Source organism: Microcystis aeruginosa NIES-2549, from assembly GCF_000981785.2.
Classification (GTDB): Bacteria; Cyanobacteriota; Cyanobacteriia; order Cyanobacteriales; family Microcystaceae; genus Microcystis; species Microcystis aeruginosa_C.
Genome location: NZ_CP011304.1, coordinates 3,711,200 through 3,736,634, shown reverse-complemented (window position 1 = coordinate 3,736,634; position 25,435 = coordinate 3,711,200). Strand labels below are relative to the sequence as shown.

Annotated in this window: 25 protein-coding genes, 1 tRNA gene and 2 pseudogenes; 15 read left to right on the top strand and 13 right to left on the bottom strand. The window is 44.2% G+C overall.

The annotated features are described in order from the left end of the window. The first annotated feature begins 34 nt into the window (after positions 1-34). Positions 35-622: a Uma2 family endonuclease gene (locus tag myaer_RS18385; RefSeq protein WP_046663140.1), complete on the top strand. Its 588-nt coding sequence runs from the start codon at positions 35-37 to the stop codon at positions 620-622. 101 nt (positions 623-723) lie between these two features. Then, positions 724-909, top strand: coding sequence for a PCP reductase family protein (locus myaer_RS18380; RefSeq protein ID WP_046663139.1), 186 nt, complete (start codon positions 724-726; stop codon positions 907-909). Positions 910-913: 4 nt separating this feature from the next. On the opposite strand, the gene moaA is transcribed toward myaer_RS18380, so the two are convergent. Continuing rightward, positions 914-1,909, bottom strand: a complete 996-nt coding sequence (moaA, locus tag myaer_RS18375; RefSeq protein ID WP_004268857.1) for a GTP 3',8-cyclase MoaA — start codon at positions 1,907-1,909, stop codon at positions 914-916. Between the two features lie 404 nt (positions 1,910-2,313). On the opposite strand from moaA, the gene myaer_RS18370 reads away from it, so the two are divergent. Further along, positions 2,314-3,657: a DUF3370 domain-containing protein gene (locus myaer_RS18370; protein ID WP_046663138.1), complete on the top strand. Its 1,344-nt coding sequence runs from the start codon at positions 2,314-2,316 to the stop codon at positions 3,655-3,657. 7 nt (positions 3,658-3,664) lie between these two features. On the opposite strand, the gene myaer_RS18365 is transcribed toward myaer_RS18370, so the two are convergent. After that, positions 3,665-4,177, bottom strand: coding sequence for a TolB family protein (locus myaer_RS18365; protein WP_046663137.1), 513 nt, complete (start codon positions 4,175-4,177; stop codon positions 3,665-3,667). A 23-nt stretch (positions 4,178-4,200) separates the two neighbouring features. Next, positions 4,201-4,416, bottom strand: coding sequence for a hypothetical protein (locus myaer_RS18360; protein WP_046663136.1), 216 nt, complete (start codon positions 4,414-4,416; stop codon positions 4,201-4,203). 218 nt (positions 4,417-4,634) lie between these two features. Between myaer_RS18360 and myaer_RS18355 the strand changes: the two genes are divergently transcribed. Next, positions 4,635-4,708: transfer RNA gene (locus tag myaer_RS18355), tRNA-Asp, on the top strand. An 85-nt stretch (positions 4,709-4,793) separates the two neighbouring features. Here myaer_RS18355 and myaer_RS18350 read toward each other — a convergent pair. The 3 genes from myaer_RS18350 to crcB (myaer_RS18340) form a co-directional block, all read right to left on the bottom strand. Continuing rightward, on the bottom strand, positions 4,794-7,328 hold the full coding sequence (locus myaer_RS18350; protein ID WP_046663135.1) for a glycogen/starch/alpha-glucan phosphorylase: 2,535 nt from the start codon (positions 7,326-7,328) through the stop codon (positions 4,794-4,796). Positions 7,329-7,835: 507 nt separating this feature from the next. Next, positions 7,836-8,240 carry a fluoride efflux transporter CrcB gene (crcB, locus tag myaer_RS18345; protein ID WP_046663134.1) on the bottom strand — a complete coding sequence of 135 codons (405 nt, stop codon included), beginning with the start codon at positions 8,238-8,240 and terminating at the stop codon, positions 7,836-7,838. Between the two features lie 40 nt (positions 8,241-8,280). Further along, positions 8,281-8,670 (bottom strand): fluoride efflux transporter CrcB, encoded by a 390-nt coding sequence (crcB, locus tag myaer_RS18340; protein WP_046663133.1) that lies wholly within the window; start codon positions 8,668-8,670, stop codon positions 8,281-8,283. A 124-nt stretch (positions 8,671-8,794) separates the two neighbouring features. On the opposite strand from crcB (myaer_RS18340), the gene rsmA reads away from it, so the two are divergent. Next, positions 8,795-9,601, top strand: coding sequence for a 16S rRNA (adenine(1518)-N(6)/adenine(1519)-N(6))-dimethyltransferase RsmA (rsmA, locus tag myaer_RS18335; RefSeq protein ID WP_046663132.1), 807 nt, complete (start codon positions 8,795-8,797; stop codon positions 9,599-9,601). Positions 9,602-9,618: 17 nt separating this feature from the next. Then, complete coding sequence (gene ispE / locus myaer_RS18330; protein ID WP_046663131.1) at positions 9,619-10,560, top strand: 4-(cytidine 5'-diphospho)-2-C-methyl-D-erythritol kinase; 942 nt, start codon at positions 9,619-9,621, stop codon at positions 10,558-10,560. A 174-nt stretch (positions 10,561-10,734) separates the two neighbouring features. Here the strand turns inward: ispE and myaer_RS18325 are convergent, their stop codons facing one another. Continuing rightward, positions 10,735-11,547: an urease accessory protein UreD gene (locus myaer_RS18325; RefSeq protein ID WP_046663130.1), complete on the bottom strand. Its 813-nt coding sequence runs from the start codon at positions 11,545-11,547 to the stop codon at positions 10,735-10,737. Next, positions 11,547-11,744: pseudogene (locus myaer_RS18320) on the bottom strand (hypothetical protein); the annotation flags it as partial. The gene myaer_RS18325 and the pseudogene myaer_RS18320, both read right to left, overlap by 1 nt. Positions 11,745-12,102: 358 nt before the next feature. On the opposite strand from myaer_RS18320, the gene myaer_RS18315 reads away from it, so the two are divergent. The 3 genes and pseudogenes from myaer_RS18315 to gyrA all read left to right on the top strand — a co-directional run bounded on the left by myaer_RS18315 (position 12,103) and on the right by gyrA (position 16,608). Then, positions 12,103-12,915 carry a hypothetical protein gene (locus myaer_RS18315; RefSeq protein WP_046663129.1) on the top strand — a complete coding sequence of 271 codons (813 nt, stop codon included), beginning with the start codon at positions 12,103-12,105 and terminating at the stop codon, positions 12,913-12,915. Between the two features lie 579 nt (positions 12,916-13,494). After that, a pseudogene (locus tag myaer_RS22550) lies at positions 13,495-13,719 on the top strand (tail length tape measure protein); the annotation flags it as partial. 336 nt (positions 13,720-14,055) lie between these two features. Then, entirely contained in the window at positions 14,056-16,608 is a 2,553-nt protein-coding gene (gene gyrA, locus myaer_RS18305) for a DNA gyrase subunit A (protein WP_046663127.1), read from the top strand. 93 nt (positions 16,609-16,701) lie between these two features. On the opposite strand, the gene myaer_RS18300 is transcribed toward gyrA, so the two are convergent. Together myaer_RS18300 and myaer_RS18295 are read right to left on the bottom strand one after the other, a co-directional pair. Continuing rightward, positions 16,702-17,232: a ComEA family DNA-binding protein gene (locus myaer_RS18300; protein WP_046663126.1), complete on the bottom strand. Its 531-nt coding sequence runs from the start codon at positions 17,230-17,232 to the stop codon at positions 16,702-16,704. Beyond that, positions 17,232-17,627 (bottom strand): SHOCT domain-containing protein, encoded by a 396-nt coding sequence (locus myaer_RS18295; RefSeq protein WP_046663125.1) that lies wholly within the window; start codon positions 17,625-17,627, stop codon positions 17,232-17,234. Before myaer_RS18295 ends, myaer_RS18300 begins: the two co-directional genes overlap by 1 nt. Positions 17,628-17,948: 321 nt before the next feature. Here myaer_RS18295 and asnS point away from each other — a divergent pair, with 321 nt between their 5' ends. After that, entirely contained in the window at positions 17,949-19,313 is a 1,365-nt protein-coding gene (gene asnS / locus myaer_RS18290) for an asparagine--tRNA ligase (RefSeq protein ID WP_046663124.1), read from the top strand. A 255-nt stretch (positions 19,314-19,568) separates the two neighbouring features. Here the strand turns inward: asnS and myaer_RS18285 are convergent, their stop codons facing one another. Further along, positions 19,569-20,288: a TerC family protein gene (locus tag myaer_RS18285; RefSeq protein WP_046663123.1), complete on the bottom strand. Its 720-nt coding sequence runs from the start codon at positions 20,286-20,288 to the stop codon at positions 19,569-19,571. 189 nt (positions 20,289-20,477) lie between these two features. Here myaer_RS18285 and psaM point away from each other — a divergent pair, with 189 nt between their 5' ends. The 3 genes from psaM to myaer_RS18270 all read left to right on the top strand — a co-directional run bounded on the left by psaM (position 20,478) and on the right by myaer_RS18270 (position 22,621). Next, complete coding sequence (gene psaM / locus myaer_RS18280) at positions 20,478-20,570, top strand: photosystem I reaction center subunit XII (RefSeq protein WP_012264462.1); 93 nt, start codon at positions 20,478-20,480, stop codon at positions 20,568-20,570. A gap of 155 nt (positions 20,571-20,725) precedes the next feature. Further along, positions 20,726-21,076, top strand: a complete 351-nt coding sequence (locus tag myaer_RS18275) for a hypothetical protein (protein ID WP_046663122.1) — start codon at positions 20,726-20,728, stop codon at positions 21,074-21,076. Between the two features lie 417 nt (positions 21,077-21,493). Next, positions 21,494-22,621, top strand: a complete 1,128-nt coding sequence (locus myaer_RS18270; protein ID WP_046663121.1) for a THUMP domain-containing class I SAM-dependent RNA methyltransferase — start codon at positions 21,494-21,496, stop codon at positions 22,619-22,621. A gap of 285 nt (positions 22,622-22,906) precedes the next feature. Here the strand turns inward: myaer_RS18270 and mdh are convergent, their stop codons facing one another. Together mdh and myaer_RS18260 are read right to left on the bottom strand one after the other, a co-directional pair. Beyond that, entirely contained in the window at positions 22,907-23,884 is a 978-nt protein-coding gene (gene mdh, locus myaer_RS18265) for a malate dehydrogenase (RefSeq protein ID WP_046663120.1), read from the bottom strand. Positions 23,885-23,910: 26 nt separating this feature from the next. Beyond that, entirely contained in the window at positions 23,911-24,126 is a 216-nt protein-coding gene (locus tag myaer_RS18260; protein ID WP_002782591.1) for an NAD(P)H-quinone oxidoreductase subunit O, read from the bottom strand. A gap of 315 nt (positions 24,127-24,441) precedes the next feature. Between myaer_RS18260 and upp the strand changes: the two genes are divergently transcribed. Further along, positions 24,442-25,095 (top strand): uracil phosphoribosyltransferase, encoded by a 654-nt coding sequence (gene upp, locus myaer_RS18255; RefSeq protein ID WP_046663119.1) that lies wholly within the window; start codon positions 24,442-24,444, stop codon positions 25,093-25,095. A 14-nt stretch (positions 25,096-25,109) separates the two neighbouring features. Next, the gene (locus myaer_RS18250; protein WP_046663118.1) at positions 25,110-25,397 is read left to right on the top strand and encodes a hypothetical protein; all 288 of its coding nucleotides are present in this window, start codon (positions 25,110-25,112) and stop codon (positions 25,395-25,397) included. Positions 25,398-25,435: the final 38 nt, after the last annotated feature.

Genomic DNA, 25,435 nt, shown 5'->3' with positions numbered 1-25,435 from the left:
ATCCTAGAAAATAGAATAGGAAGGAGAGTCAAAAATGTTAAGCGCTACTGAAACTAAATATTATACTCCCGAAGAATATCTCGCCCTAGAGGAAACGTCCGAAGATAAAAATGAATATCGTCAAGGAGAAATTATCCCAATGGTAGGAGCCACCACTAATCACAATCAGATTTGTCTAAATTTTTGCCGTAATTTTCCCTTAAATATCAATAATCAAGATTATTATACCTACATGGAAACGGTGCGTTTATGGCTGTCAGATTATAGCATTTACACCTATCCTGATGTGATGGTGATTCAAGGTAAACCTCTCTATCAAGGTAATAGTCAATCTAACGTGATCAATCCTTTAATTATTGTTGAAGTTCTCTCTAATTCTACCCAAGCTTATGACCGAGGGGATAAGTTTAAATTCTATCGTTCCTTGCCAACTTTTCAGGAATATATTCTGATCGAACAATCTAGTTATAGTGTGGAACGTTACTATAAACAAAAGGATGATCAATGGTTAATTGATTTCGTCACGGGGGAAAATGCGGTTTTACAATTGCTGTCGGTAGATTGGCAGATTTCTTTTCAAGATTTATATCAAAGAGTAAATTTCGACCTAGCAGAAACCTAAAATTAAGAGAAAGGTCAAAAAGAGTCGCTATCAGGAAACTCATTATCTCAAAATAGCTAATCTTTTTTGGTATAATAGACGGACTACTATATGTTAAATCTATGGAAGATCTAGATTTTTCCGATCAACTACAATGGACTGCAGAAGCAAAAGCAAAACTGAAAAATATTCCCTATTTTGTTCGTTCCCAAGCGCGTCAAAGGATAGAAGAATTAGCTCGTCATGCCGGTTCCGATCGAGTTACCGTGGAAATGGTAGAACAGGCTAGAATAGAATTCGGACAGTAGATTTTTAGCCGCCAATTTGGGACATAGTACGGGTATAAATGCCACTTGATGTGCCGGAATCACGCAGTTTAAAGTTTATTTCTGCCTTCAGTTCTATTAATTCCCGCACTCTTTCCCTGATTTCTGCCGGCGAAATTCCCTGACGGAGGGCAGTTTTTAGGTCAATTTGTCCGGTTTCGTTGAGGAGACAGGGACGCAACCAACCATCGGCCGAGAGACGTAGGCGGTTGCAGCGATCGCAAAAACACTCCGACATCTGACTAATAAAGCCAATTGTACCCTTAGCCCCCGGAATTTGAAAAACATCGGCCGGACCATTTCCCCGCACTTGACCCTCATTTAAGCCCCATTTTGCCCGAATTCGCCCCCTTAATTCCTCGCTCGCAATCCAAGCTTTTTCTTGAAATAAATCACCGTTACCGATGGGCATAAACTCGATAAAACGGACGTGCCAACGCTTATCGATGGTCAAAGCCGCTAAATCTTCTACTTCTGCCTCATTTATCCCCGGAATCACCACCACATTCAATTTTAAGGGGTCAAAACCCACTCTCTGGGCCGCTTGAATACCTGCCCAAGTTTTTTGCCAACGACTCCGGCCGCGATTACCGATAATTTTATCAAAAGTGTCCGGGTCGAGGGAGTCTAAACTGATATTAATCCTTCTTAGTCCGGCTTCATACAACATTTCGGCTAAATTGTCAAGTAAATAGCCATTAGTGGTCAAGGCTAAATCGCTAGTGGCAGATAAAGAGGCGATATCGCGCACAATCTCCACTACTTCGGGATGTAAGAGAGGTTCCCCACCAGTAAGGCGAAATTTGCGGAAACCGAGGGGAATAAAGACATTTTTGACTAAAGTAAGAATTTCCTCCCGGGTGAGTAAATCTTGCGCTCGAACAGATGCCAATTCTGCATCTTCAGGCAGACAATACTGACAGCGAAAGTTACAGCGATCGATTAAACTAATCCTGAGATAGTCAATTTGGTTCCTGTTCACGGGCAAATACTGTTATAAAACTTCATGAATTTATCATAACAATTCTGGCTCGATCGATATCTAGACATCGGCTACATCTAGATTTTAGTCTATGATGACAATAGATTTGCTCAATGGCAAGAGCAAATAAAGATTGGTAAATTTGATAATTTTTCTTGATTGTACTTAAGTAGGTAGGCGTTAAAAATTATCAGACACCCACCTTATCAAGGGTAGGGTTGATTCATGAATCAACCCTACCTTATCAAGGGGGGATTAAAGGCAAAATCGATTTTTAATTTAATTATAACCAACTACTTAACACCCCAAAGAAATATTAACCAATCCTCTAGATATGGACAAACAGAATACTATCTAAATTGAGCGAGCCAGTAATGCTATGATCAAAAAATAATTATCTTGAGATGGTAATTTGTGTGATGTTACCTTTTTTACTACCCATTGCCCAAACTCCTCCTATTGTAGAAATAATCCGACCGGCGCAGGTGCGTCCTTTGCCGAATCAACTAGATCAAGTTCCCGTTTTTAACAGCAATAGTCCCGAATTATTGCTAGGAGAAGGGATTTTGCTTTCCACTTTTCCCCCCCAAGAGAAAAGTTTCCCCTCGGCCCATTTAAATTATGCTTTTCAGGGACGCTTTGATATTTTTGCCCACCATGTAGCGAGGGGGAATTTTCCCGATAATTTACGCACCCTTTATTTGGGGATATTACTCCACAATCCTAGTCCTAATCCCGTCACCGTTAAAATTCTGCAAGGGGCCAGTTATTTGAGTCAACCCGATGCAGCTTTTATCGATTTACCGGCACAAGTGGAAAATAATCAGGGGACAGTTTTTGCCGGGCCGGGAAGTCGGGTAATGGGGGATATTTTAATGGGGCAGCGTCAGGATATTTTTCCCGATAGGATTATTATTCCGGCGGGGGAGAGTTTTATGGTCTTAAATGCGGCGATTCCCGTGCGCGATTTGACTCCACCCTTAAACGGGAGATCCACTTATCTCCGTCTGGAAAGTGACGGTCTTCTCTACGCTGCTAGTTTAGCTCTTTATGCGCCCCTAGACGAAAATGGGCAGGAAAGACCACCAAATCTGACAGAGTGGCAAAATTTGCTGGAAAGAGGCGATTTATCGACTCCGCGAGATCGAGCGCCCACTCCTCCCCATAGTCAAGGACAGATAATTTATGGACGGGTAGCGGGGGTGTCCCAAGGTTCAGCTTGGCAGGCCCGATTGGTCGATCGAGCTTCTTTATGGTTAAATATTCCTGATTCTGGTCAATCTATAGCCTATGGGATTAGTACCCTACCCGGGGGCAAACTGGGAACGGAACAAAATCAAAGTGCTAGTATGTTAGTTCGCTATCCCGATACGGCCTATCAAGCTCATGGTAATTACGGTGTGGAATATGGGTTAAGTTTACCTCTATTTAATCGAAGTGATGAGGCGAAAACGGTGACTATTGCGCTAGAAACACCGATTAAAGAGGATGTTATTGGGCAGGGTTTGCGTTTTCTCGATCCGGCTGCCCCACAAGTGTTTTTTCGGGGAACAGTAGCCGTCAATTATAGCGATGACCAAGGACAGGCACAAAGCAGATTTTTCCATCTCGTCCAAAGACGCGGACAAGAGGGGCAATCTTTAGTGACTCTGACTATTCCTCCGGGGGATTGGCGTGTAGTACAGGTAAATTTTTTATATCCACCCGATGCAACTCCTCCGCAGGTTTTAACGATTAAGACCGAGTAGAACAAATTTAAAATTGTCCGTTAACGATCGCAATATTCCATTGACCGTCTTGGTTGGTTTCAAAGGCAATTTGGCGACCATCACCGCTAATGGTGGGATTGCGGACGCTTCCCCGCAGGTTAGCGGTTAATAGGGTTGCACGGGACTGGGAACGATCATAAACCATGACATCACTTTTACCGCGTTCGCTGGAGATATAGGCAATTAAACGACCGTCAGCATTCAGGGATGGCTGATCTTGGCTAGAATCGCCACGATTTAGGTTAGGGAGATTAACTAAGCGCTTTTCTTGCAGATCGAATAAATATATACTACGACGACCGGAGCGATCGGAAGCGAAGGCTAAATAGCGACCATCAGCACTATAACTGGGAAATTGATCGGGAGCAAAACTATTTAAACCACCGGCGGGAACTTGAGGAGTGATCAAAAGAGGGGAATTACAGGCACTTATCCCCGATAACAGCCCAAAAGAGGCCAAAAATCGCCCCAGCCAGATAAAAAAAATTTTTTCTTTCATCTTGACTTTTGACCCCAAATGTGCTAGTAACTTTCCTCCCTGCCGACGGTTTTGAGGGTAAGTAGTTGATTGCCTTGACTGAGACTATCTGCGATCGCTTCTCGAATCAGGAGGTCAATACTGGTTTCAGCGAGGATTTCTTGGGCTTTTTGCCGCAAATCTGCCCCAGTATCGGCATCTACTTGGTCTAGATCGAGTAATTCCTGCGATAGCTGTTCGATCGAATTCGGGTTAGTCATAGCTCAGGCTCCCAACAAGCTTAATTACAATCCCATTGTAAAGAAGGTCCGGTCCCTAATTGGGGATTTTTTGGCTTTAATTCAGGATTGATCCCAATCCAACTTTAAAAACCCAGTTATGAATTGTTTCCCACTTCCCCTCCCCCTCAAAAAAATTTTCCCAGAGGTACTTGACATAACCCTAATGATGAAGTTACAATCAGAATTGTCGCAAAAATGGGATTGTAGTTCAATTGGTTAGAGCACCGCCCTGTCACGGCGGAAGTTGCGGGTTCGAGCCCCGTCAATCCCGTAGAAATCTAGATTAGAGTCGCCCAAGGCTGGTTATCCTGTGGGCAGTGGGATAGATAAACACAGCCCCACTGCCTAGATTGGTTCTAATTTACCGATAAACCGGCATTAGCTTGAGTATAATCGGGTAATTCAATCTTTACCGGTTGTATCCGCCAGATTTCCTCGCAATATTCCCGAATCGATCGATCGCTAGAGAATTTTCCCATGCGGGCCACATTAAGAATCGCTAAACGACTCCAATGTTCTTGATCTTTATAAGCGCGACCGACTCCTTCCTGACAGTCGATATAGGACTGATAATCGGCCAGTAACATATAGGGATCATTGTAGATAAGATTATCCACAAGCGGGCGGAATAAACTACTATCACCCCGGCTAAAAAATCCCGAACCAATGAGGTCTAATACTGCCCGCAATTCTTCGTTATGGTAATAGTATTCTTGGGGATTATAACCAGCGGCCTTCTTAGCATAAACCTCCTCAGTTGTCAAGCCAAAAAGAAAGAAATTTTCCGCCCCCACTTCTTCACGAATTTCGATATTTGCCCCATCGAGAGTGCCGATAGTTAAGGCACCATTCATAGAGAATTTCATATTACCAGTTCCTGAAGCTTCTTTCCCGGCGGTGGAAATTTGTTCAGACAAATCGGCAGCCGGATAAACCCGTTGACCGAAGGTGACATTATAATCAGGTAGGAAAACCACTTTTAAAAGTCCTCCAATTGTCGGATCATTGTCGATCACTTCTGCCACAGAATTAATCAATTTAATGATTAATTTCGCCATAAAATAACCCGGGGCTGCCTTACCACCAAAAATAAAGGTACGGGGGGTAATATCAAGATTGTGATTATTTTTGAGGCGATGATAGAGAGTGACGATATGCAAAACGTTGAGATGTTGCCGTTTATATTCGTGAATGCGTTTTACCTGGACATCAAAGAGGGTACTAGGATCAACTTTAATGCCGACTTTTTTATCGATATAATTGGCTAAATCTGCCTTAATATCGTATTTAATTCGTCGCCAAGAGTCCCGAAATCCCCCATCATCCACATAGTTTTCTAAACCGCGTAAATCCTCCAGATATTTAATCCAATTTTCGCCGATTTTTTCGGTAATGGCAAAAGTTAAGCGGGGATTACTAGAAACTATCCAGCGCCGGGGAGTAACTCCATTGGTTTTGTTGCTAAACTTTTCGGGAAAGAGTTCATAGAAGTCGCGCAGAACATCTTTTTTAAGTAATTCTGTATGGAGGGCTGCCACCCCATTAATTGCCTGGGAACCCACACAGGCGAGGTGAGCCATACGGACGTATTTTTCGCCGCTTTCATCGATTATAGACAAACGGGACATTTTGCCGTCATCATGGGGATAAATAATGCGAATTTTATCCAAGAAACGATGGTTAATTTCGTAGATAATTTCCATTAATCGGGGTAAAAGACGACCAAAAATACTCAAAGGCCATTTTTCTAAAGCCTCTGGCAAAAGAGTATGATTGGTATAAGCGAAGGTATTTTGAGTAATAAACCAAGCTTTATCCCAATCGAAATGATGCACATCAATTAACAAGCGCATTAACTCAGCTACCCCGACGGAAGGGTGAGTATCATTCAATTGTACCGACCATTTTTGATGAAAATTATCGAGACTGGGATTCTCGTATAAGTGAATACGAATCAGATCCTGTAGAGAACAGGAAACAAAGAAATATTGCTGTTCTAAACGCAGTTCTTTGCCTTGAATTGGTTCATCGTTAGGATAGAGAACTTTACTGATATTTTCCGAGTGAACTTTATTATCCACCGCACCATAATAATCGCCACGATTAAAGCGACCAAAATCAAAAGATTCGCAAGCTTCTGATTTCCATAAACGCATGGTATTAGCGGTGTTAACTCGATAGCCGAGAATTGGGGTATCGTAGGGAATTCCTTTGACTACATAATCGGGAATCCAACGACTGCGATAATTACCATTTTCGTCGGTATAGGATTCGGTATAACCGCCAAATTTTACCTCTACCGATGATTCCGGTCGGGCAATTTCCCAGGGATTTCCATACTGTAACCACTTATCGGTTATTTCCACCTGCCAACCGTCGTGAATTTCTTGATCAAAGATACCAAATTCGTAGCGAATACCATAACCAATAGCTGGAATTTCTAGGGTAGAAAGGGAATCGAGATAACAGGCAGCTAAACGACCTAAACCACCATTTCCTAACCCCGGTTCTTCTTCCTGGGCAATTAATTGTTCTAGTTTTAATCCCGATTCGCTGACAGCTTTTTGGACTTGTTCGTAGATGCCGAGATTGATTAAATTATTGGCCAAATGGGGGCCGACTAAAAATTCGGCCGAGAGATAACAAACGGTTCTGACATCTTTTTTTATATAGGTTTGTTGGGTGGTTAACCAACGATGCAATAAACGATCACGGATTGTATAGGCTAGGGCCATGTAAAGATCGTTTTTGCTGGCTAATTCTGGTAATTTACCTTGAATATAGAGTAAATTATCCCTTAAAGCCCGTCGGATAGTTTCTGTGTCTAATCCTGTTCTGTCGTCTTCGATGATAATCGGACAAACAAAAGTTGTGTCTGGAGATGTATCCATAGGAGTGTTTTTACTGAAGATTGGCTGTTCTTAGTCTAAGATAACCCGCCCTCAAATTGTATCAAGAAAAGCTTAAATCTTGACTAAGATTTAAGGTATAGTAATGACAGAGTTAAAGTGATTAAATTTCAATTACCGATAGGAAGTGAAAACAGGGGAAAGTTTTAACAATGGGTGCTTTGGTGACGGGTGGAACGGGTTTTATCGGGGCGATAATCTTGGGAAAATACCCCTCTATACCCCTTAGGGGTCTGAAAATGTCAAAACAGTCCATATACTAAGATTACTCGAAGGCAGTTGGTTTCAAACCAATCGAGACATCACTTGTTAAGACTGGGTAGAAAAGGAAAAAGATGGTCTCAATTGTGCTGAGATGCTTAAGTAGTTAGGTGTTAAAAGTTGTCAGACACCCCCCTTATTAAGGTAGTAGGGTTGATTCATGAATCAACCCTACTATGAATCAACCCTAGGGGCAGGGGGGATCAGACGCAAAATCTATTTAATAACTCATCTAGGAAAACCTGTTCTTGCTAAAATAACTCCAATTTTAAGCGCCATCATCCCCCCAAGAACACTGCCAAAGCAGTAAATTAAGCCAAAAGTCATGTTTCCCCGCTCTAAAAACTTGTTGACCTCCAAACTATAGGTAGAAAAAGTTGTATAGGAACCACAAAAACCCGTGGCAACCATCAATCCTAATTCTGGGGAAATTATGCGAATATTTTCCCTGACTATAGTAAAGATATAGCCAATAATTAAACAGCCAGAAACATTAACAAAAAATGTCCCAAAAAATTGCCATTCTTGACCGAAGATACTTTCAATTAATTTCGCAATATAAAAACGACTCAAGGCTCCAAAAATAGCCCCAATCGCCACGGATAAACCATAACGTCCTCTGAAACAATCCATGCTGTCTCTCCTGCCCTTCAATATTCAATAAATTGGAGAATTAACCTAGAAAAACTTGGGCAATAGCTGCCCCAATTCTCACGGCAATCAATCCGAAAATGATACTAGCAACGGCAAAAAAAAGACTGAGAAAATTTTGTTGATTGCGCCAGAGTATCAGGATATCTAAACTATAGGTAGAAAAGGTGGTATAGGCTCCTAAAAATCCGGTTCTCACCATTAAATCTAGTTCGTGGGAATAAAAGGGAAAACTGGGTAAAATAGCCAAAAAGAAACCGATAGCTAGACAGCCGGTTAAGTTAATAATAAAGGTTCCAGATGGAAAGCGCAAGCCGAATTTTGCTTTTGTCCATTCGGTAATATGATAACGAGATAACGCCCCCGGAACCGCTCCGGCTACAATTGCGAAAACATCGTTCAAATCTGACATTGTATCTAATTTTTTTGCTATCTTTGTCTAGGCTCTATGATAATTGATGCGGTTATCGATCGCATGGCCCATATTTTCAGGGGTGTTATTGTCGAGGACAACCCTCTGATTTTAAAATAGAGGTATGAAAATTCAACCGCGTAAACGTTTTGGACAACATTGGTTAAAAGATGAATCGATACTTGATCGCATCATCGGAGCCGCTAATTTACAATCAGAGGATCGGGTATTAGAAATCGGCCCGGGTACAGGCATTTTAACCCGTCGTCTTCTCGATGGCGCTCAATTGGTTGTCGCTGTAGAAATCGATCGAGATCTATGGACAATTTTAAATAAAAAATTTGGCCAACAAGATAACTTTCATCTCATCCCGGGCGACTTTCTTAGCCTTAAACCGGAGCAACTGCCGCCGGTTAATAAAGTAGTGGCTAATATTCCCTATAATATCACCGGTCCGATCCTCGAAAAGCTGCTCGGTTCGATCGCCCATCCCTTCACCCCCCCGTACCAGAGTATTACCCTCTTAGTCCAGAAAGAAGTCGCCGAAAGATTAGTCGCTGTCCCCTCCACCAAAGCTTACAGCGCTCTCAGCGTCCGCATTCAATACCTTGCCGATTGTCAATGGATTTGTGATGTCCCCCGGCGGGCCTTTTCCCCACCTCCCCAGGTGGATTCGGCGGTAATTCAGCTTTTACCCCGTGTTTTGCCGAATAATGTCAGTAATGCTGCCTTTTTGTCCACTTTAATTAGCTGGGGTTTTGCCAACCGGCGCAAAATGTTACGCAATAATCTAAAAAATTGTCTGGATAGCGATCGATTAAGCCAAATCCTGACACAATTAGAAATTAATCCCCTCGCTCGCGCCGAAGATCTCAGTTTATCGCAATGGATTGACTTGGCGGAAAAATTAGGTCAATTACCAAAATTTTAGATTTTTTTTCTTGACAAATGCACAGTTATACCCTTCTAGCCCCCGCTAAAATTAACTTATATCTAGAAATCGTTGGCGATCGCCCTGATGGTTTCCACGAGTTAGTCATGGTGATGCAGACGGTGGCATTATGCGATCGCATCACTCTCCGGCCCAACGGATTGCAGGAATTCCGCCTCTTTTGCTCTCATCCCCTCGTCCCCCAAGATAGCAGTAATCTCGCCCATCGGGCCGCCACTTTGATGGCGAGGGAATTCCCCCGCCTCTTTGCCAATTACGGCGGCATCGATATCATCATCGAGAAATATATTCCCGTGGCTGCCGGTTTAGCGGGGGGTTCCACCAACGCGGCGGCGGTGTTAGTTGGCATCGATTTAATCTGGGAATTAGGGTTAACCCGTCCGGAATTAGAAACTTTAGCGGCAAGATTGGGATCCGATACTTCCTTTTGTGTGACAGGAGGAACGGTTATCTGTACGGGAAGGGGAGAAATTCTCGATCCGATCGCTCCTCTAACCGGATTATGGGTGATTTTAGCCAAATACGATCATTTATCCGTTTCTACACCCTGGGCCTACCAAAGCTATCGGCAAAAATTTCAAGATACCTATCTGTCTTCTCCAGAGGACTTTCATCACCGCCGTCAGCAGGTGAGTTCCGGGGCTTTGGTACAAGCGATCGCCCAGAAAAAACCAGCCGCTATCGGCAAATTTATCCACAATGACCTCGAAAAGGTGGTTTTACCCGAATTTCCCCTCGTAGCCGAGTTAAGACAGGTTCTGGGCGATTTAGGCGGCTTGGGAACGATGATGTCAGGCTCTGGCCCGACGGTTTTTACTCTCTGTTCATCTCAGGAAGTGGCGGAAACCATCGTTAAAAAAGCCCGGGAAATTCTCGTCGCTCCCGATCTACAATTTTGGATAGCGCCAATCACCGATACAGGCATTCAAGTGACTTGAAAAAATTAAAATTGACCGCCCGGCTCTCTTATTCTTTGTGTGATCAGTTTAACTTATATAGTAGTGATCGATCTCTGTGTCCTTTGTGTCTGGAGTGGTTCGTTTCACTCACTCGCCCGCAAGACTGTATCTTAGAATACATTTTACCCACCAAACCGGGGAGAGCCGCCGCTTTTACCAAGATAACCAAACTCGCGGAATAATTGCCTCTCGATCGCTCATTTCTCGCCTTAAAATTTGCCAAACCTGCTGAAACCATTGTCGCACTTCACCGCTAGAATTACCCCGATAACGACATAAAAGACCATCTCCTAAAGTGCTAGTAACTCCCATCTCTCCTTCTAGGGAAAAATCTCTCACTTTCTCGATTAAATTTCTGCCCACCGGTTGACCGATATAAACTAAAGTACCGATCAGGGCGCTATCATTTAAACCAGAAAATCCCTCGATCATTTTACCACCCAACAGGCAGGATCGATCGAGCCATAAAGGTTGTCCTGAGCGCCAAATTTCCCAATTAGAATGCCATTCTCCCGCTAAAAATTTCTCCCCTCGCGCACTGCGACCAAAACGGGTAATTTCCCATCCCAACCAACTGCTATTTTCCCCTAAATCCACTCGTAAATGTTGGCGAAATGCCGCACCATTAAAGATAATTGTTTCTTGGGGTAGCCATTCTAAACTGGCATTGTCATCGATTTTAATCTCGATTAATTGCTGTGCCATCTGACCGTTACTCTGGTAAACTTTTCCAGCAGAAGCAGTGGTAATCAGGGCATTAGTAGCGGCTTGGAGATGAATTTTTTGTTGCAGAACATCACCGCCAACTATTCCCCCCGCAGTGTGTAAAATCACCGTATGACAAAGGTTTTTTCCTTCGGGATAAAAAGGTCTTTGTACTTTTAAAGGGGCGGTAGCATAGACGTGATTAATCTCGGTTGCGAGATTTTTTTGCTTGTAAATTAGTTCTAGGTTTCCCTGCCACATTATTGTTCCTCAGTCATGGTTTCTAGAAATTGCCGATAATTTTCGGGACTGAGATTAATTTTAACTTCTATTTGCTGTTCTTTATCCCTGATCAGTAAAATATATTCACTTTCCGCTTTTTTGCCGACCAGGAGAGGATTTTTTAGCTCGAATTTTTGATAAACCAGATGGGGTTTCGTCACCCGAACAACTAAACTAGCCGAAGGGGTGACAACGAGGTTGAAGCCTAGTGTCTCACTTTCAATCTGCTTGTCACCCCGTCAGCCTCGGCAGTTACCCTTTTTTGTGCCTTTCTTCTAGACTTTATTGAGTCGAAACCTTTTTCCTATAGGCATTTCAGTCTTTTTCAGCATAATCTACATAAATGTTAAAGATTACCATTTAATATTTGGTGTAGGATAGGACGAGGGGGAGGAAAATTGTCCCTAACCTAATTCAAACCCTAAATACTCCTCTGTCCCCTCTGAGATTCGGAGCGTCTGGCTAGTATAAAAAACGCTCGGCATCTCTTGTTTCATAACTTTCTTTTCTCATTATCTGGTGAGGATTTAATATATGGCTGGCAACGACATATACTTCAGTTACACCTACTACTATGGCAACGGAGACTCCTATACGGGTTATGGTTATGGAGACAGTTCTCTAGGCTACTATAGTGGACAGTACCTGACTGGTTACTACAACGAAACCTACAACTACGGCTCCTATTCCATCGACTACGTCTATGACTATGGTTATGATACGGGTTATAGTGGCAGTAACACCAACATCTACGTCAGCAGCTACTATGATGGCGGTGGGGACTATGATGGAGTCGGGACACCCAGTTACTCAACCACCTATAATGTCTCATCCTATGGCGGTTATTATGGTCTAGGGTCAGAGTATGGCTCTGCCTACAACTCCTCCTACAACAACAGCGATGCCTTATTTAGCAACTACTACTCGGCCGATACCAGTGGTGGCAACGACATATACTTCAGTTACACCTACTACTATGGCAACGGAGACTCCTATACGGGTTACGGTTATGGAGACAGTTCTCTAGGCTACTATAGTGGACAGTACCTGACTGGTTACTACAACGAAACCTACAACTACGGCTCCTATTCCATCGACTACGTCTATGACTATGGTTATGATACGGGTTATAGTGGCAGTAACACCAACATCTACGTCAGCAGCTACTATGATGGCGGTGGGGACTATGATGGAGTCGGGACACCCAGTTACTCAACCACCTATAATGTCTCATCCTATGGCGGTTATTATGGTCTAGGGTCAGAGTATGGCTCTGCCTACAACTCCTCCTACAACAACAGCGATGCCTTATTTAGCAACTACTACTCGGCCGATCTAGTATTCTAACCGTAGAATAGACTTTCAAGGTGGCATAGCACTAGGCTTTGAGATTAGGTGGTTTCAAACTCTAAAAGCTAGGAATAACCTCAGTTCGGGATAAGCTAAAACCCTGATGCTACCGTAGCCTGAAACTCCTATTCTTTCGTGGAAGCTATGGCAAAATTCCCTTAAACCGAACTCAGGTTAGGAATAGTAATGAAAAGCAGATTGCCGGACGGTGCAATCTGCTTAATTCTTGTTTCTATCACTATTCCTGAACTTCCCCCATACATATCTACTACAATAGCCAAAAACCCTTATCCATCAATGGATACACCCATTAACTTTTCTTGATGTACCCATGTTTATTGTAATTCTTAATAGACAAGTGGGAGAAGTTTAGGCTAAAATGGCGGTCATATATAGTCATTCCAGATAAGTCTGATACACTCTAGACTGGTTAAACCCTTATGAACTCTGGCATTGATATTCTCAATCTTAATTGAAATGACTATAGCAGTTTTCATCAGAATGAGGCATGGGCAAGGGGCTTAAACCCTTTGTTGGCAAAACTTGTCGATACCTCAGTAACGTGAAAAGCGCCATATCAACAATCTGAAACTGGCTTTCAAAGGGGCAAAACTGTCAATGAATGAAGGCATTCCCGATCACTTTGAAGTGATTAGAAGTCTTCCTCATGGTCATGTGATGGCTATTTTAGAGACGATTAAAAAATTGGGTTTAGATAAAATAATCAGTGAAAAATCCTCCCGAATCAGAAACTTAGTGGTGGCGATGATTGGGGCAAGAATCATCAATCCTCAAGAGAAAAAACGGAATCAAGATAACTTTCCCGTGCATAGTTTTCGGACTTTATTGGAGGATTTAGAAATAATGACAATTGCAAATCCATTACTTTAAGAACAAATGTCCTACATAACAATATTGTGACAGATAGTCCACAAAGTGTCAAGATCGGGCCCGAATGAGGGAAGAGACTTTCGGCAAAAGTTTGAGTGCCGCCTCAAACCCCAAAAAAGAGGGATTTTATGGTAAAATAGTCGTACAAATGGGCATATTCTGCACATCAAAAGGGTAAAAACCCGACTTTTAGCGAATTTAATCACAAAAACGCTTTTTTGCCTTGTTATTGGAGTTAACCCCCCTATGACCGCCGCCCAGGATCATGTCGTCCCCACAGACTTAAGCAATGAAATGTCCCGTTCCTACCTAGAATACGCCATGAGCGTCATCGTTGGGCGAGCCTTGCCCGACGCTAGGGACGGACTGAAACCCGTACACCGGCGCATTCTTTACGCGATGTACGAACTAGGATTAACCCCCGATCGCCCCTTCCGCAAATGCGCTAGAGTCGTCGGGGAAGTATTAGGAAAATACCACCCCCACGGGGATACTGCCGTTTACGATGCTCTCGTCCGCATGGCCCAGGATTTCTCCATGCGCGATCCCCTGATTAACGGTCATGGTAACTTCGGATCGATCGATAACGATCCCCCGGCGGCCATGCGTTATACCGAGTGTCGTCTGCACACCCTGGCCACCAACGCCCTACTACAGGATATCGAGTCAGAAACCGTCGATTTTGCCGATAACTTCGATGGTTCCCAACAGGAACCCGTGGTTTTACCCTCTAGAGTCCCGCAACTGCTAATTAATGGCTCATCGGGTATCGCCGTCGGGATGGCCACCAATATCCCCCCCCACAACCTGGCCGAGATTATCGATGGAACCGTTGCCCTCATCCATAACCCCGATCTCACCGATACGGAATTACAGCGTTATATCCCAGGGCCGGACTTTCCCACCGGGGGACATATCCTCGGTAGAGACGGCATTCAGGAAGCTTACACCACCGGCCGCGGTTCCATTACCCTGCGGGGAGTGGCCACCATTGAAACCATCGAACAAAGGGGAAGACCCGATCGAGATGCTATTATCATCACCGAACTGCCCTATCAAACCAATAAAGCGGCATTAATCGAAAAAATCGCCGATTTGGTCAATGATCGCAAAATAGACGGTATTTCCGATGTGCGGGACGAAAGCGATCGCGACGGCATCCGGGTGGTGATCGAACTGAAACGAGATGCCTATCCCCGCGTCGTCCTCAACAATCTTTATAAACAAACGCCCCTCCAGTCCAATTTTGGGGCGAATATGTTGGCATTAGTCGATAACGAACCGAGATTACTGACTTTAAGGGAGTTTCTCCGGGTTTTCCTCGATTTTCGCCTAGAAGTTATCACCCGTCGTACCCGTTATGAACTCCGCAAGGCCGAGGAAAGAGATCATCTCCTTCAGGGTTTACTAATTGCCCTCGCTAGTCTCGATGCAGTCATTGCCCTGATTCGCAGTGCTGCCGACACAGCTAGTGCAAAAGAGGGATTAGTGCAGAATTTTGGTCTTTCAGAGGTGCAAGCGGACGCAATCCTACAAATGCAGCTGCGACGGTTAACCGCCCTAGAATCGGAGAAAATTCAGCAAGAACACGGGGAATTACTGACAAAAATCGGCGATCTTCAGGATATTTTAGCCAGAAAAGAACGGATCGACAGCATTATCGAGGAAGAACTGCAACAGATCAAAACGATTCACGCTACCCCCCGTCGCAGTCATATTGAACAACGGGAAGGAGAAATCGCCGAAACTGACCTGATTGCCAACGAACAGGCCTTAATTCTCGTCACTGAACAGGGTTACATCAAAAGAATGCCCGTTAATACCTTTGAGTCCCAAAATCGGGCGACAAGGGGCAAAGCTGGCGCAAAAATGAAAGAAGACGACGGCATCGATCACTTTATCACCTGCCGCGATCACGATAGCGTCCTCTTTTTCACCGATCGCGGGGTTGTCTATAGTCTCAATGCCTATCATATCCCCACCGGTTCCCGCACCGCTCGCGGGGTTCCCATCGTGCAACTGTTAGAGATTCCCAAAGGGGAGAAAATCACCTCGGTGGTGGCAGTCAGCGAGTTCAGCGAGGATAATTACCTGATTATGCTCACACAAAAGGGATTTATCAAGAAAACCGCCCTCGCTGCCTTTAGTAATATTCGATCGAACGGTTTAATCGCCATTTCTCTCGAAGACGGTGATCAACTGCGTTGGGTTCGCTTGGCTAAAGAGGAAGATAGCGTCATTATCGGTTCTCGTCAGGGGATGGCAATTCATTTTAAGGCCGATAGTCAACAATTGCGCTCCTTGGGAAGGGCAACTAAAGGCGTAAAATCGATGAAATTGCGCTCAGGTGACGAATTAATTAGTATGGACATTCTGCCTAGTCAAATTGTCGCCCAAATCGCTGAATCTAACCAAGAAGAAACCGAGGACGAAAGCGAAGAAATTAACCCCGAAGTGGCTAATAATGGCCCCTGGGTGTTAGCAATTACCATGGCAGGACTAGGAAAACGGGTTCCCGTTACCCTCCTACGTCTGCAAAATCGGGCGGGATTAGGAGTCAGAGTGATTAAATTCCGCAAAAAGAACGATAAATTAGCGGCTCTGCACGTTGTTAACCCCAACGAGGAATTTATGATTATCACCGAACGGGGCATTATCATCCGTCAATCCGTCGATGCGATTACTCCTCAATCGCGATCGGCCGGAGGTATCCGGGTACAAAAACTCGATGAGGACGATGCGATCGCTGCTGTCGCCCTAGTTCCCCCTAGTGATGGCGAGGAATCTGAAGACATTTAGATTTGCTGGGAAGTGGGAAGTGGGGTGTGGGGAGAATAAATAAAAATAATCTCCTATCTCCTGTCTCCTGACTCCTGTTCTGAGGATTTGGGATTAAAACTGAAAAAAGTGCATTAATTGGGAGATTTCCTGAGCGTCTAGGGATAAACGCCCTTTAAAATCCACAATATTCTTAAATAATCCCTGTTCTTCTCTATTTTTAATAATGGCAGCTGCTAAATTATCGCTGATCAGGGGTAGGGTGGTTAACTGCTCGATCGAGGCGGTGTTAGGATTGATTTTAGGGGGTGCGAGGTGACTTTCGGGACTATAATAGGCAAATTCTAGAATCGGTTCCCAAGCTTTCAATCTAGCCACAGGAACACTCAAAGCAGCGGCTAGATCTTCAAGACAAAGCAATTCTACCCCCATACCCAACAATTCCACCAACATCCGCGCTTGATGGATGGATATCCCCGGCAATCGCAGCCAATCATCCACACCCGCTTGACTGACATTAATTTTAATGCCCAATTGTGCCGCCATAGCGATCTCATCGAGGGAACGAAAGCGATAATAGGGATCATTGCTAATTTTGGCTTTTAAAGGGTTAAAAGTGCGTCCTAACCAGTTTTGCGGTGTCATTATAGTAGTTGTCGCCGTTTTTCTTCAAATTCGTACTCAGAAATTAATCCTTCTTGCCGGAGGCTCTCTAATTCCCTTAAAGCTGCCCCGATCGCCTCTACTTGTTTAGGCTCTAAACTGGGTACAGTGGCAGCAGCGGTGGCAGTGGGAAAATAGTTAGCCAAAAATTGGTTATCTTGGATTAAATACCACACTGCATCGATCGCGCAAGCCACCCGGGGAATCGGAGTTTGCCAGAGGAGAAGATAGATAATTCCCCAGAGAGGTTGACCGAGATAGAATTTATGAATACCGGCGATAGGAAAGGGTAAAGCGAGAATGCTGCCGATAAAAGCCAAAAAAATCGCTAATTTACGGCTTTTGGGCTTACTTAATAATTTTTCCACCAGAAGCATGAGACCTGTTCGAGATTGATTTTAGCCTGATCTGAACCTTCTATTCTAAAATAAGTAGGGAGGCACAATTATTTGTAGGATGGGTTAGCGGTAGCGTAACATAATCGGCCGTTGGGTTTCATGCTTCAACCCAACTTACGTTCATCTTATATTTAATTCCACCCACCCACTTACTCTTTGGTTCTAAGTAGGGAGACACAATTATTTGTAGGATGGGTTAGCGGTAGCGTAACATAATCTGGCGTTGGGTTTCATGCTTCAACCCAACCTACGTTCATCTTATATTTAATTCCACTCAGCCACTTAACATAGGGATAAGCGATGACTACCAGAATCAAGGAAATCTTTCAAACAGGACAACCGGATCAATCCGTCACCGTGCAGGGTTGGGTGAGAACAAAACGAGAATTAAAAGAATTTACTTTCCTGGAAGTTAATGATGGCTCATCCCTAGCCAACTTACAAGTTATCCTCGAACCGACTTTACCCGATTATGACAATGTACTAAAAACAATTAGTACAGGAACGGCGATCGCTGTTTCGGGAAATTTGGTTCCTTCCCCGGGTAAAGGGCAAAATATCGAGTTAAAAGCGGCCGAAATCACCCTTTATGGTGACTGTCCCCCAGATTATCCCCTACAAAAGAAACGTCATTCCTTTGAATTTCTGAGAACCATTGCCCATCTGCGAGCAAGAACCAACACTCTAGGAGCAGTAATGCGGGTTAGAAACGCTTGCGCCACCGCTATACACACTTTTTTCCAAGAAAAGGGCTTTATTTGGGTACATACTCCCATTATTACCGCTAACGACTGCGAAGGTGCGGGAGAATTATTTACTGTCACCAGTTTAGATTTAAAAAAACCAGCTAATTTTGCCGAGGATTTCTTTGGTAAACGGGCCTATTTAACCGTCAGTGGACAATTACAAGCGGAAGTAATGGCCATGGCTTTATCTAATGTTTACACTTTTGGCCCGACTTTTCGCGCCGAAAATTCTAATACTTCCCGTCATCTGGCCGAGTTTTGGATGGTGGAACCGGAAATGGCTTTTTGTGATCTGGAAGGAGATCAGGATTTAGCGGAAGCTTTTCTGAAATATATCTTTAAATTCGTCCTAGAAAATTGTCCCGAAGATTTGCAGTTTTTTAACGAACGTATCGATAAAACGGTGTTAAGTACGGCCGAGAATATCGTTAATAGTGAGTTTGGCCGGATTACCTACAGTGAAGCGATCGAGTTATTAGAAAAAGCCGATCGTCAGTTCGAGTTTCCGGTAGAATGGGGCGTAGATTTACAGTCAGAACACGAACGTTATCTAGCGGAAGAACTATTTAAAAAACCCGTGATTGTCACCAATTATCCCAAGACAATCAAAGCTTTTTATATGCGTCTAGATGACAATAATAAAACCGTTTCTGCTATGGATATTTTAGCACCCAAGATCGGCGAAATTATCGGCGGTTCCCAACGGGAAGAACGATTAGATGTATTAATCCAAAGAATGCAGGAACAGGGAATGAATCCCGATGATTTGTGGTGGTATTTAGATCTGCGTCGCTACGGTTCCGTTCCCCACGCCGGTTTTGGTTTAGGATTCGAGCGTCTGGTACAATTCATGACGGGAATGACCAATATTCGCGATGTGATTCCTTTCCCCCGTACCCCCTTGAGTGCCGACTTTTAGAATGATGTCTAGTGGTCTGTCAAGATGTTATTGACGGATACAATCTTTTTAATTTAATTCGGGCATCTTCAGTTAAGCAGACAATGTATTGTTTGGCTGGCATTGTTTTTCGGGGTTAGCTTATTTACATTCCTATTATCCGACATAATTGCTTTGACAGACCACTAGGGATTCTCCCGACAGTGAACAGTAAACAGTAATCAGTGAACTGAAAACTCAAATCCGATCACTGATGACTGACTCCTGATGATTATTTTATGGCAATTTATCAGATTGGATGGTATCACTCTCTACTGGTTCTCGATCATTGCGTTTTGAGAAACCCCAAGCAAAGAGGATAGCAATTAAACTAATCATAATCCATTCTGGCGGCACAAAATCGGGATTAATCACCCGCAACAGCAATCTTAAACCCACCAAACCGACGGTGACAAAACCAGCATCTTCTAGGTGGGTGTATTCCTCTAACCAGCGAATAAATAAACCCGCCATAAAGCGCAGGGTAACTACTCCGATCGTACCACCAAGCAGGATCAACCAAGTATCATCGGCCACGGCAATGGAAGTGGTGACACTATCAAGGGAAAAAGCTAAATCGGTAACGGCAATTAGGGGGATAGCTTGCCAGAGAGATTGAAACTGGAGACTATGATGGGTGTGATCCTTGTCTTCGGGGGAGGCAAAGTAATTAAAGACTAACCAGAGCAAATATACTGCTCCCAAAAGTTCAAACTGCCAGTATTTAACCACCCAGGTGGCGGTAAGAATCAAGACCATACGGAGAATATAGGCGAAAACTAAGCCAATATTCAAGGCCTGACGTTGACGCTGATGATCTCCTAATCCCTGTGCTATGGAAGCGAGAGCAATGGCGTTATCTGCTGATAATACCGCTTCTAGGGCAATGAGAACCAACAGAATTAACGGGGTTTTTAGACTAAGGGTTAGAGATGAATCAAGGAGCGAGTCTAACATTGAGGCCGCAGGTAAAAATAAATGTAATCATGGCAATACCTCAGCTTAACGCTTTTACAACTTTCTTTTCTAGGGGAGATAACCGTCATCGGGGTGGGGAGATATGAAGTCTTGTAACGAAATGATGCAGAGAACCCCGATGATGTCGGAAAGTATTGGATGAATATCTTTATGAGGAGATAATCAGCAATGCTTTCTGATACTCAAGTTTTAGTCGCTCTGGTAATTGCTTTAATCCCCGGGATTTTGGCTTTTCGTCTAGCGACGGAACTTTATAAGTAAAACCGCTTTCAATAAACCCTAATCCCGTCTGACCTACCTATAGGATAGACCGATTGGGGTTTTTTTGGTTATCGGTTATCAGTTATCGGTGATTGGGTGTAACTTAAAAGTAATTAGCCACTTTTCTGACCGGTTTTACTTATACTCATAAATCTATGACCGCACGAACACGAAACCAAACCGACAAAAAAACACAAAAAAAGCCAAAAAGCGGCAATAAATCCCAAAACTGGCAAGTTATCGAGATTTGGCTGCGAATTATTGCCTATAGCGCTCTTTCGATCACGGCAGTTTTTGCGATCGCTCGTTTGTTACCCTACCAACAGATGCAACAAACAAAATTAGAAGAAGTGCGTTTGGCAGCCCAAGAAAAAGAGGAACGGGTTAATCAATTGCGAGATCAATTTACTCGCAGCTTTGATCCTAGTCAAGCGCGGCAAGTGATGGGGGAACAAAGTCCCCGACGGGATCCCAATCAAAGACGCATTTTTTGGGTTTCCCAGTAGATTAGCTGCTCGTGCATCTCAATTACTTGTTAAGACTTCAGGGGAGAGGAGAGAGCCATAGAGTCGGGATAAAACTAATGACCACAGGGACACAATTCTTAAACATTTCTGCCTTGACAAAAGAGGATTGTTATGATCGTGATTGGGCAAAATTTTCCCATCGACTAAATCCTGTGGCATTAGACTAAATCCGGTTATTAAAAACTGATTATTTATTCTCCCTTTTGCCTCTTGCATGATTGCCTATCCTGATATGTAGCCTATACTCAACGGATTTAGTATTAGACGATTTTAACTGACTTGAGCAAATCAGAAAGGGAATTTACAAGGGGACAAAAATTAAAATCTTTCTGATTTCAAGCTACCAACGACCGGTGCTAGTCACTGATAACTGAAACCTGAAAACTGATAACTGAAATGACTCGATCCTATTTTGCTACTACCGCGAGGGGACTAGAAGAAATTGCCGCTAGGGAATTAGAATTCCTAGGGGCCAAAGAAGTGAAACCCGTATTCACGGGAGTCCATTTTCAGGGAGATCTGGCCCTACTCTATCGAGTCAATCTTTGGTCAAGAATTATTTTTCGGGTTTTGGTTCCCATTGCCGAAATTCCCTGTGGGGATGGGAAGGAACTGTATGATGGCATTCAAGCCATTGATTGGCGCGATTATCTCACCAGTGAGGAAACTTTAGCGGTACAATGTACGGGAACGAACGATCGCCTCAATCACAGCCATTACACCGCCTTAAGCATCAAAAACGCTATTATCGACCAACAGCGTCAACAGGGGAATCCCCGTTCTTTTGTGGATACAGAAAACCCCGACCTGCAAATTAACGCTCATATCGAGAAAAATCGCTGTGTGCTTAGTTTAGATAGTTCTGGTCACAGTTTACATCGTCGCGGGTATCATCGGGCCATGGGAGTCGCACCTCTGAAAGAAAGTCTCGCCGCTGCTTTGGTAGAATTATCGGCATGGCAGGATGATATGGCGCTTTTAGACCCTTTTTGTGGTTCGGGAACCATTGTCATCGAAGCGACGTTAAAAGCTTTAAATATTGCCCCCGGTTTATCTCGTTCCCAGTTCGGATTTCAGAAATGGCCAGACTATCAACCGGATTTATGGCAATCTTTGGTTAAGGAAGCTAAAGAAAAACAAAAATCTCAGCTAAATGCGCCAATTTATGCTAGTGATGCCGATTATGAGGTTCTACATCAGGCCGAGGATAACGCCTATTTTTGTCAAGTGCAGGACCATATTAATTTTAGCTTGCAAAGCATCACCGACTTAGAACCTGCGAGCGATCGAGGGATTATTCTCTGTAATCCCCCTTACGGCAAAAGATTGGGCAATACCGAAGAATTAGGGGCCTTATATAAATCCTTCGGTGATGTCTTAAAACAGAGGTTTAAGGGTTGGACAGCCTATATTTTATCGGGAAACAAAGAACTGACTAAACAAATCGGTCTGCGTTCTTCCCGTCGCACTCCCTTGTATAACGGTTCTTTGCCCTGTACCCTCTTAAAATATGAGTTGTATTAAGCTAAGACGCATTTAAGCCGCTTATTCTTAGATTAGCGGTTCTCTTAGGTTTGGTGGGTAAAATGTATTCTAAGATACAGTCCTGCTGGCGAGGGAGTGGGAAGAACCACAAAGACACAAAGGACACAAAGATTGATCGATCCTATATAAGTTAAACTTATCACACAAAGGGTTCCGCTTCCCAGTGCGCGAGGTCATTCTGTTATTCTGACTTCCCCTCCTGACTCCTGACTCGGAGACTCCTGACTCCTAACCCCACCAACAAACTTTTTCAGCAAACCCTGACTACATCAAAACCTTGAGACTGTCAAGGGCTAAATGAACATTTTGACGAACTGAGGCGGCAGAAGTGTGTAAATCCAGACGTTCAGCATCGGTCAAACGCACTTCCAGAATACTTTCCACACCCCGACATCCTAAGCGACAGGGAACCCCCAGATAAACATCCTGTAAACCGTATTCACCCTTGAGATAGGCTGCCGCCGGCAGTAAACGGGATTGATTTCTCAATATCGTCTCGACCATGGTACAGGCAGAGGAAGCAGGGGCGTAATAAGCGCCGCCAGTTTGCAGTAATTTGACGATTTCAGCCCCACCGTTGCGAGTTCTCTCCACTAGACGATTAATCGTCATCTCGTCCATTAATTCGGTAATCGGCACACCACTGACGGTACAGTAACGGGGTAGGGGTAACATTAAATCACCGTGACCACCCAAAACCATAGCATGAACGTCGGCGGTACTAACCCCCAATTCCATGGCGATAAAGCTTTGTAAACGGGAAGAATCGAGGACTCCCGCCATTCCCATCACTCTTTGGGGGGGTAAACCGGTTGCTTGCCAGACTAGATAGGTCATCACATCAAGGGGATTAGTGATGACGATAAAAATGGCCTCTGGAGAATACTGGAGGCATTTAGTGGCGGCCTCGACGACAATTTTGGCATTGACATTCATGAGATCATCGCGACTCATGCCCGGTTTTCTGGCTAATCCAGCCGTAATCACGACAATATTCGAGCCTGCCGTGTCTTCATAGTTATTAGTGCCGATAATCTCGCTGTCGTGCAGTTCTATGCCCTGAGCTTCCATCAAATCTAGGGCAATACCCTGGGGCAAACCATTGACGATATCGAGGAGAACCACATCGGCGAGGTTTTTTTCGGCGATGCGTTGGGCCAAGGTGCGTCCGACGTTACCGGCACCAATAACCGAGACTCGGGGCGATTGACAGGGGAGGGGTTTATCGTAGAAGTCAACCATGATTTATGGATGAGGCAATATCCTCATCAGGCGGGTTCCAGTTGTTCGAGCTTTAGCCACACACTGGGGGTAGGAACATAGAATTTAATCAAAGCGTAATCATCTTTTACATCCAAGACTTCTGCTGTCGAGTTGAACATATAACTGGGTAAACGGCGATCGCTGGCTAGGGCTTCGAGGCTATTTTCTAGGTTTCCCGTCACCACGCGGACTAAAGCTCCTTTCTTAATTGTAGCTGCCATGTTTTTCTCGTTGAATTTGCTGGGGGTTTCTCCCATAAATTGTTACATATTCGGGCAGACCTCTGACAAGGGCTTTTTCAGTCATCAGTGAACTGATAACCGATACCAAAGGCCGAATCTAAAACCTAATTGGTTAAGCTAAAAGCTTTGATGTACTTAGTTTTTGCCCTTCTTTTTAGGTAGGAGAATTGCCAGATTCTTTCTTTTGCATGAGTGCCTGTCGCCCCTTGCCTTCAGAAACTGATAACTAATTCAAGGCTGATGGCTTTTTGGCTTAAGATAAAGTTTAGCCCTCGATCGAGTCCTCGTGTTTTCATGGTTTTACAACTGCGCGTCTATGTTCCCGAACACCCTCTGGTTAAGCATTGGCTGGCGATCGCCCGCGATCAAAATACCCCCCCGGTACTGTTTAAAACAGCGATGACGGAACTAGGGCGCTGGTTAACCTACGAAGCGGCGCGGCAATGGCTGCCGACCCTGGAAACTAGCGTTAAAACCCCTCTAGCGGAATGTCCCGCTACTTTTATCGATCCTAGCGTACCGATCGCCGTAGTCCCAATTTTACGCGCAGGATTAGCCCTGTTGGAAGGGGCGCAAAGTCTTTTACCCCTAGCTAGTACCTATCACCTCGGTTTAGCCAGAAATGAGGAAACCCTAGAGGCGAGTTGTTATTTAAATAAATTACCGGCTAGTTTTGATCCGGCCACGAGAGTGTTAATTCTTGAACCGATGTTAGCCACGGGGGGATCAATTTCAACGGCAATGGCAGAAATTACCAGCAGAGGCGTTGATCCTGCCCTAATTCGCCTGATTTCGGTGGTGGCTGCCCCGCCCGCTTTACAGAAATTGAGTCAGAATTATCCCAGCTTGAACATCTATACGGCTATTATCGATGAAGGACTAAATAGCCGCGGTTACATCGTGCCAGGGTTGGGCGATGCCGGCGATCGAGCTTTTGGAACCTATTAGGAGAAAAACGGATTATGAGTCAGCGAGATGGGTTTGCGGGCGGTTTTTTGGCTGGTGCGATTGTCGGTGGTTTAGTGGGCGGTGTTTTGGGGACAGTGTTGGCTAATCGCAGCCGTCGCAGTTTAGCAGCTGGTGATAATCAGTCCTTTTTGGAAGATATCCGCCATGGGCGCTTGACTCCCGAGGAAGGCATGGAAATGGCCCGCCGCAGTTTAGAAGATAAAATTGCCCAGTTAAATCTAGCGATCGATGATGTGCGTCAACAGTTAGGATCGGTACAGGAAAACGGCAGCGATCGTTAAATAGGGCTGGCTGAATAAATCTCAAAACCTTGTTGGAT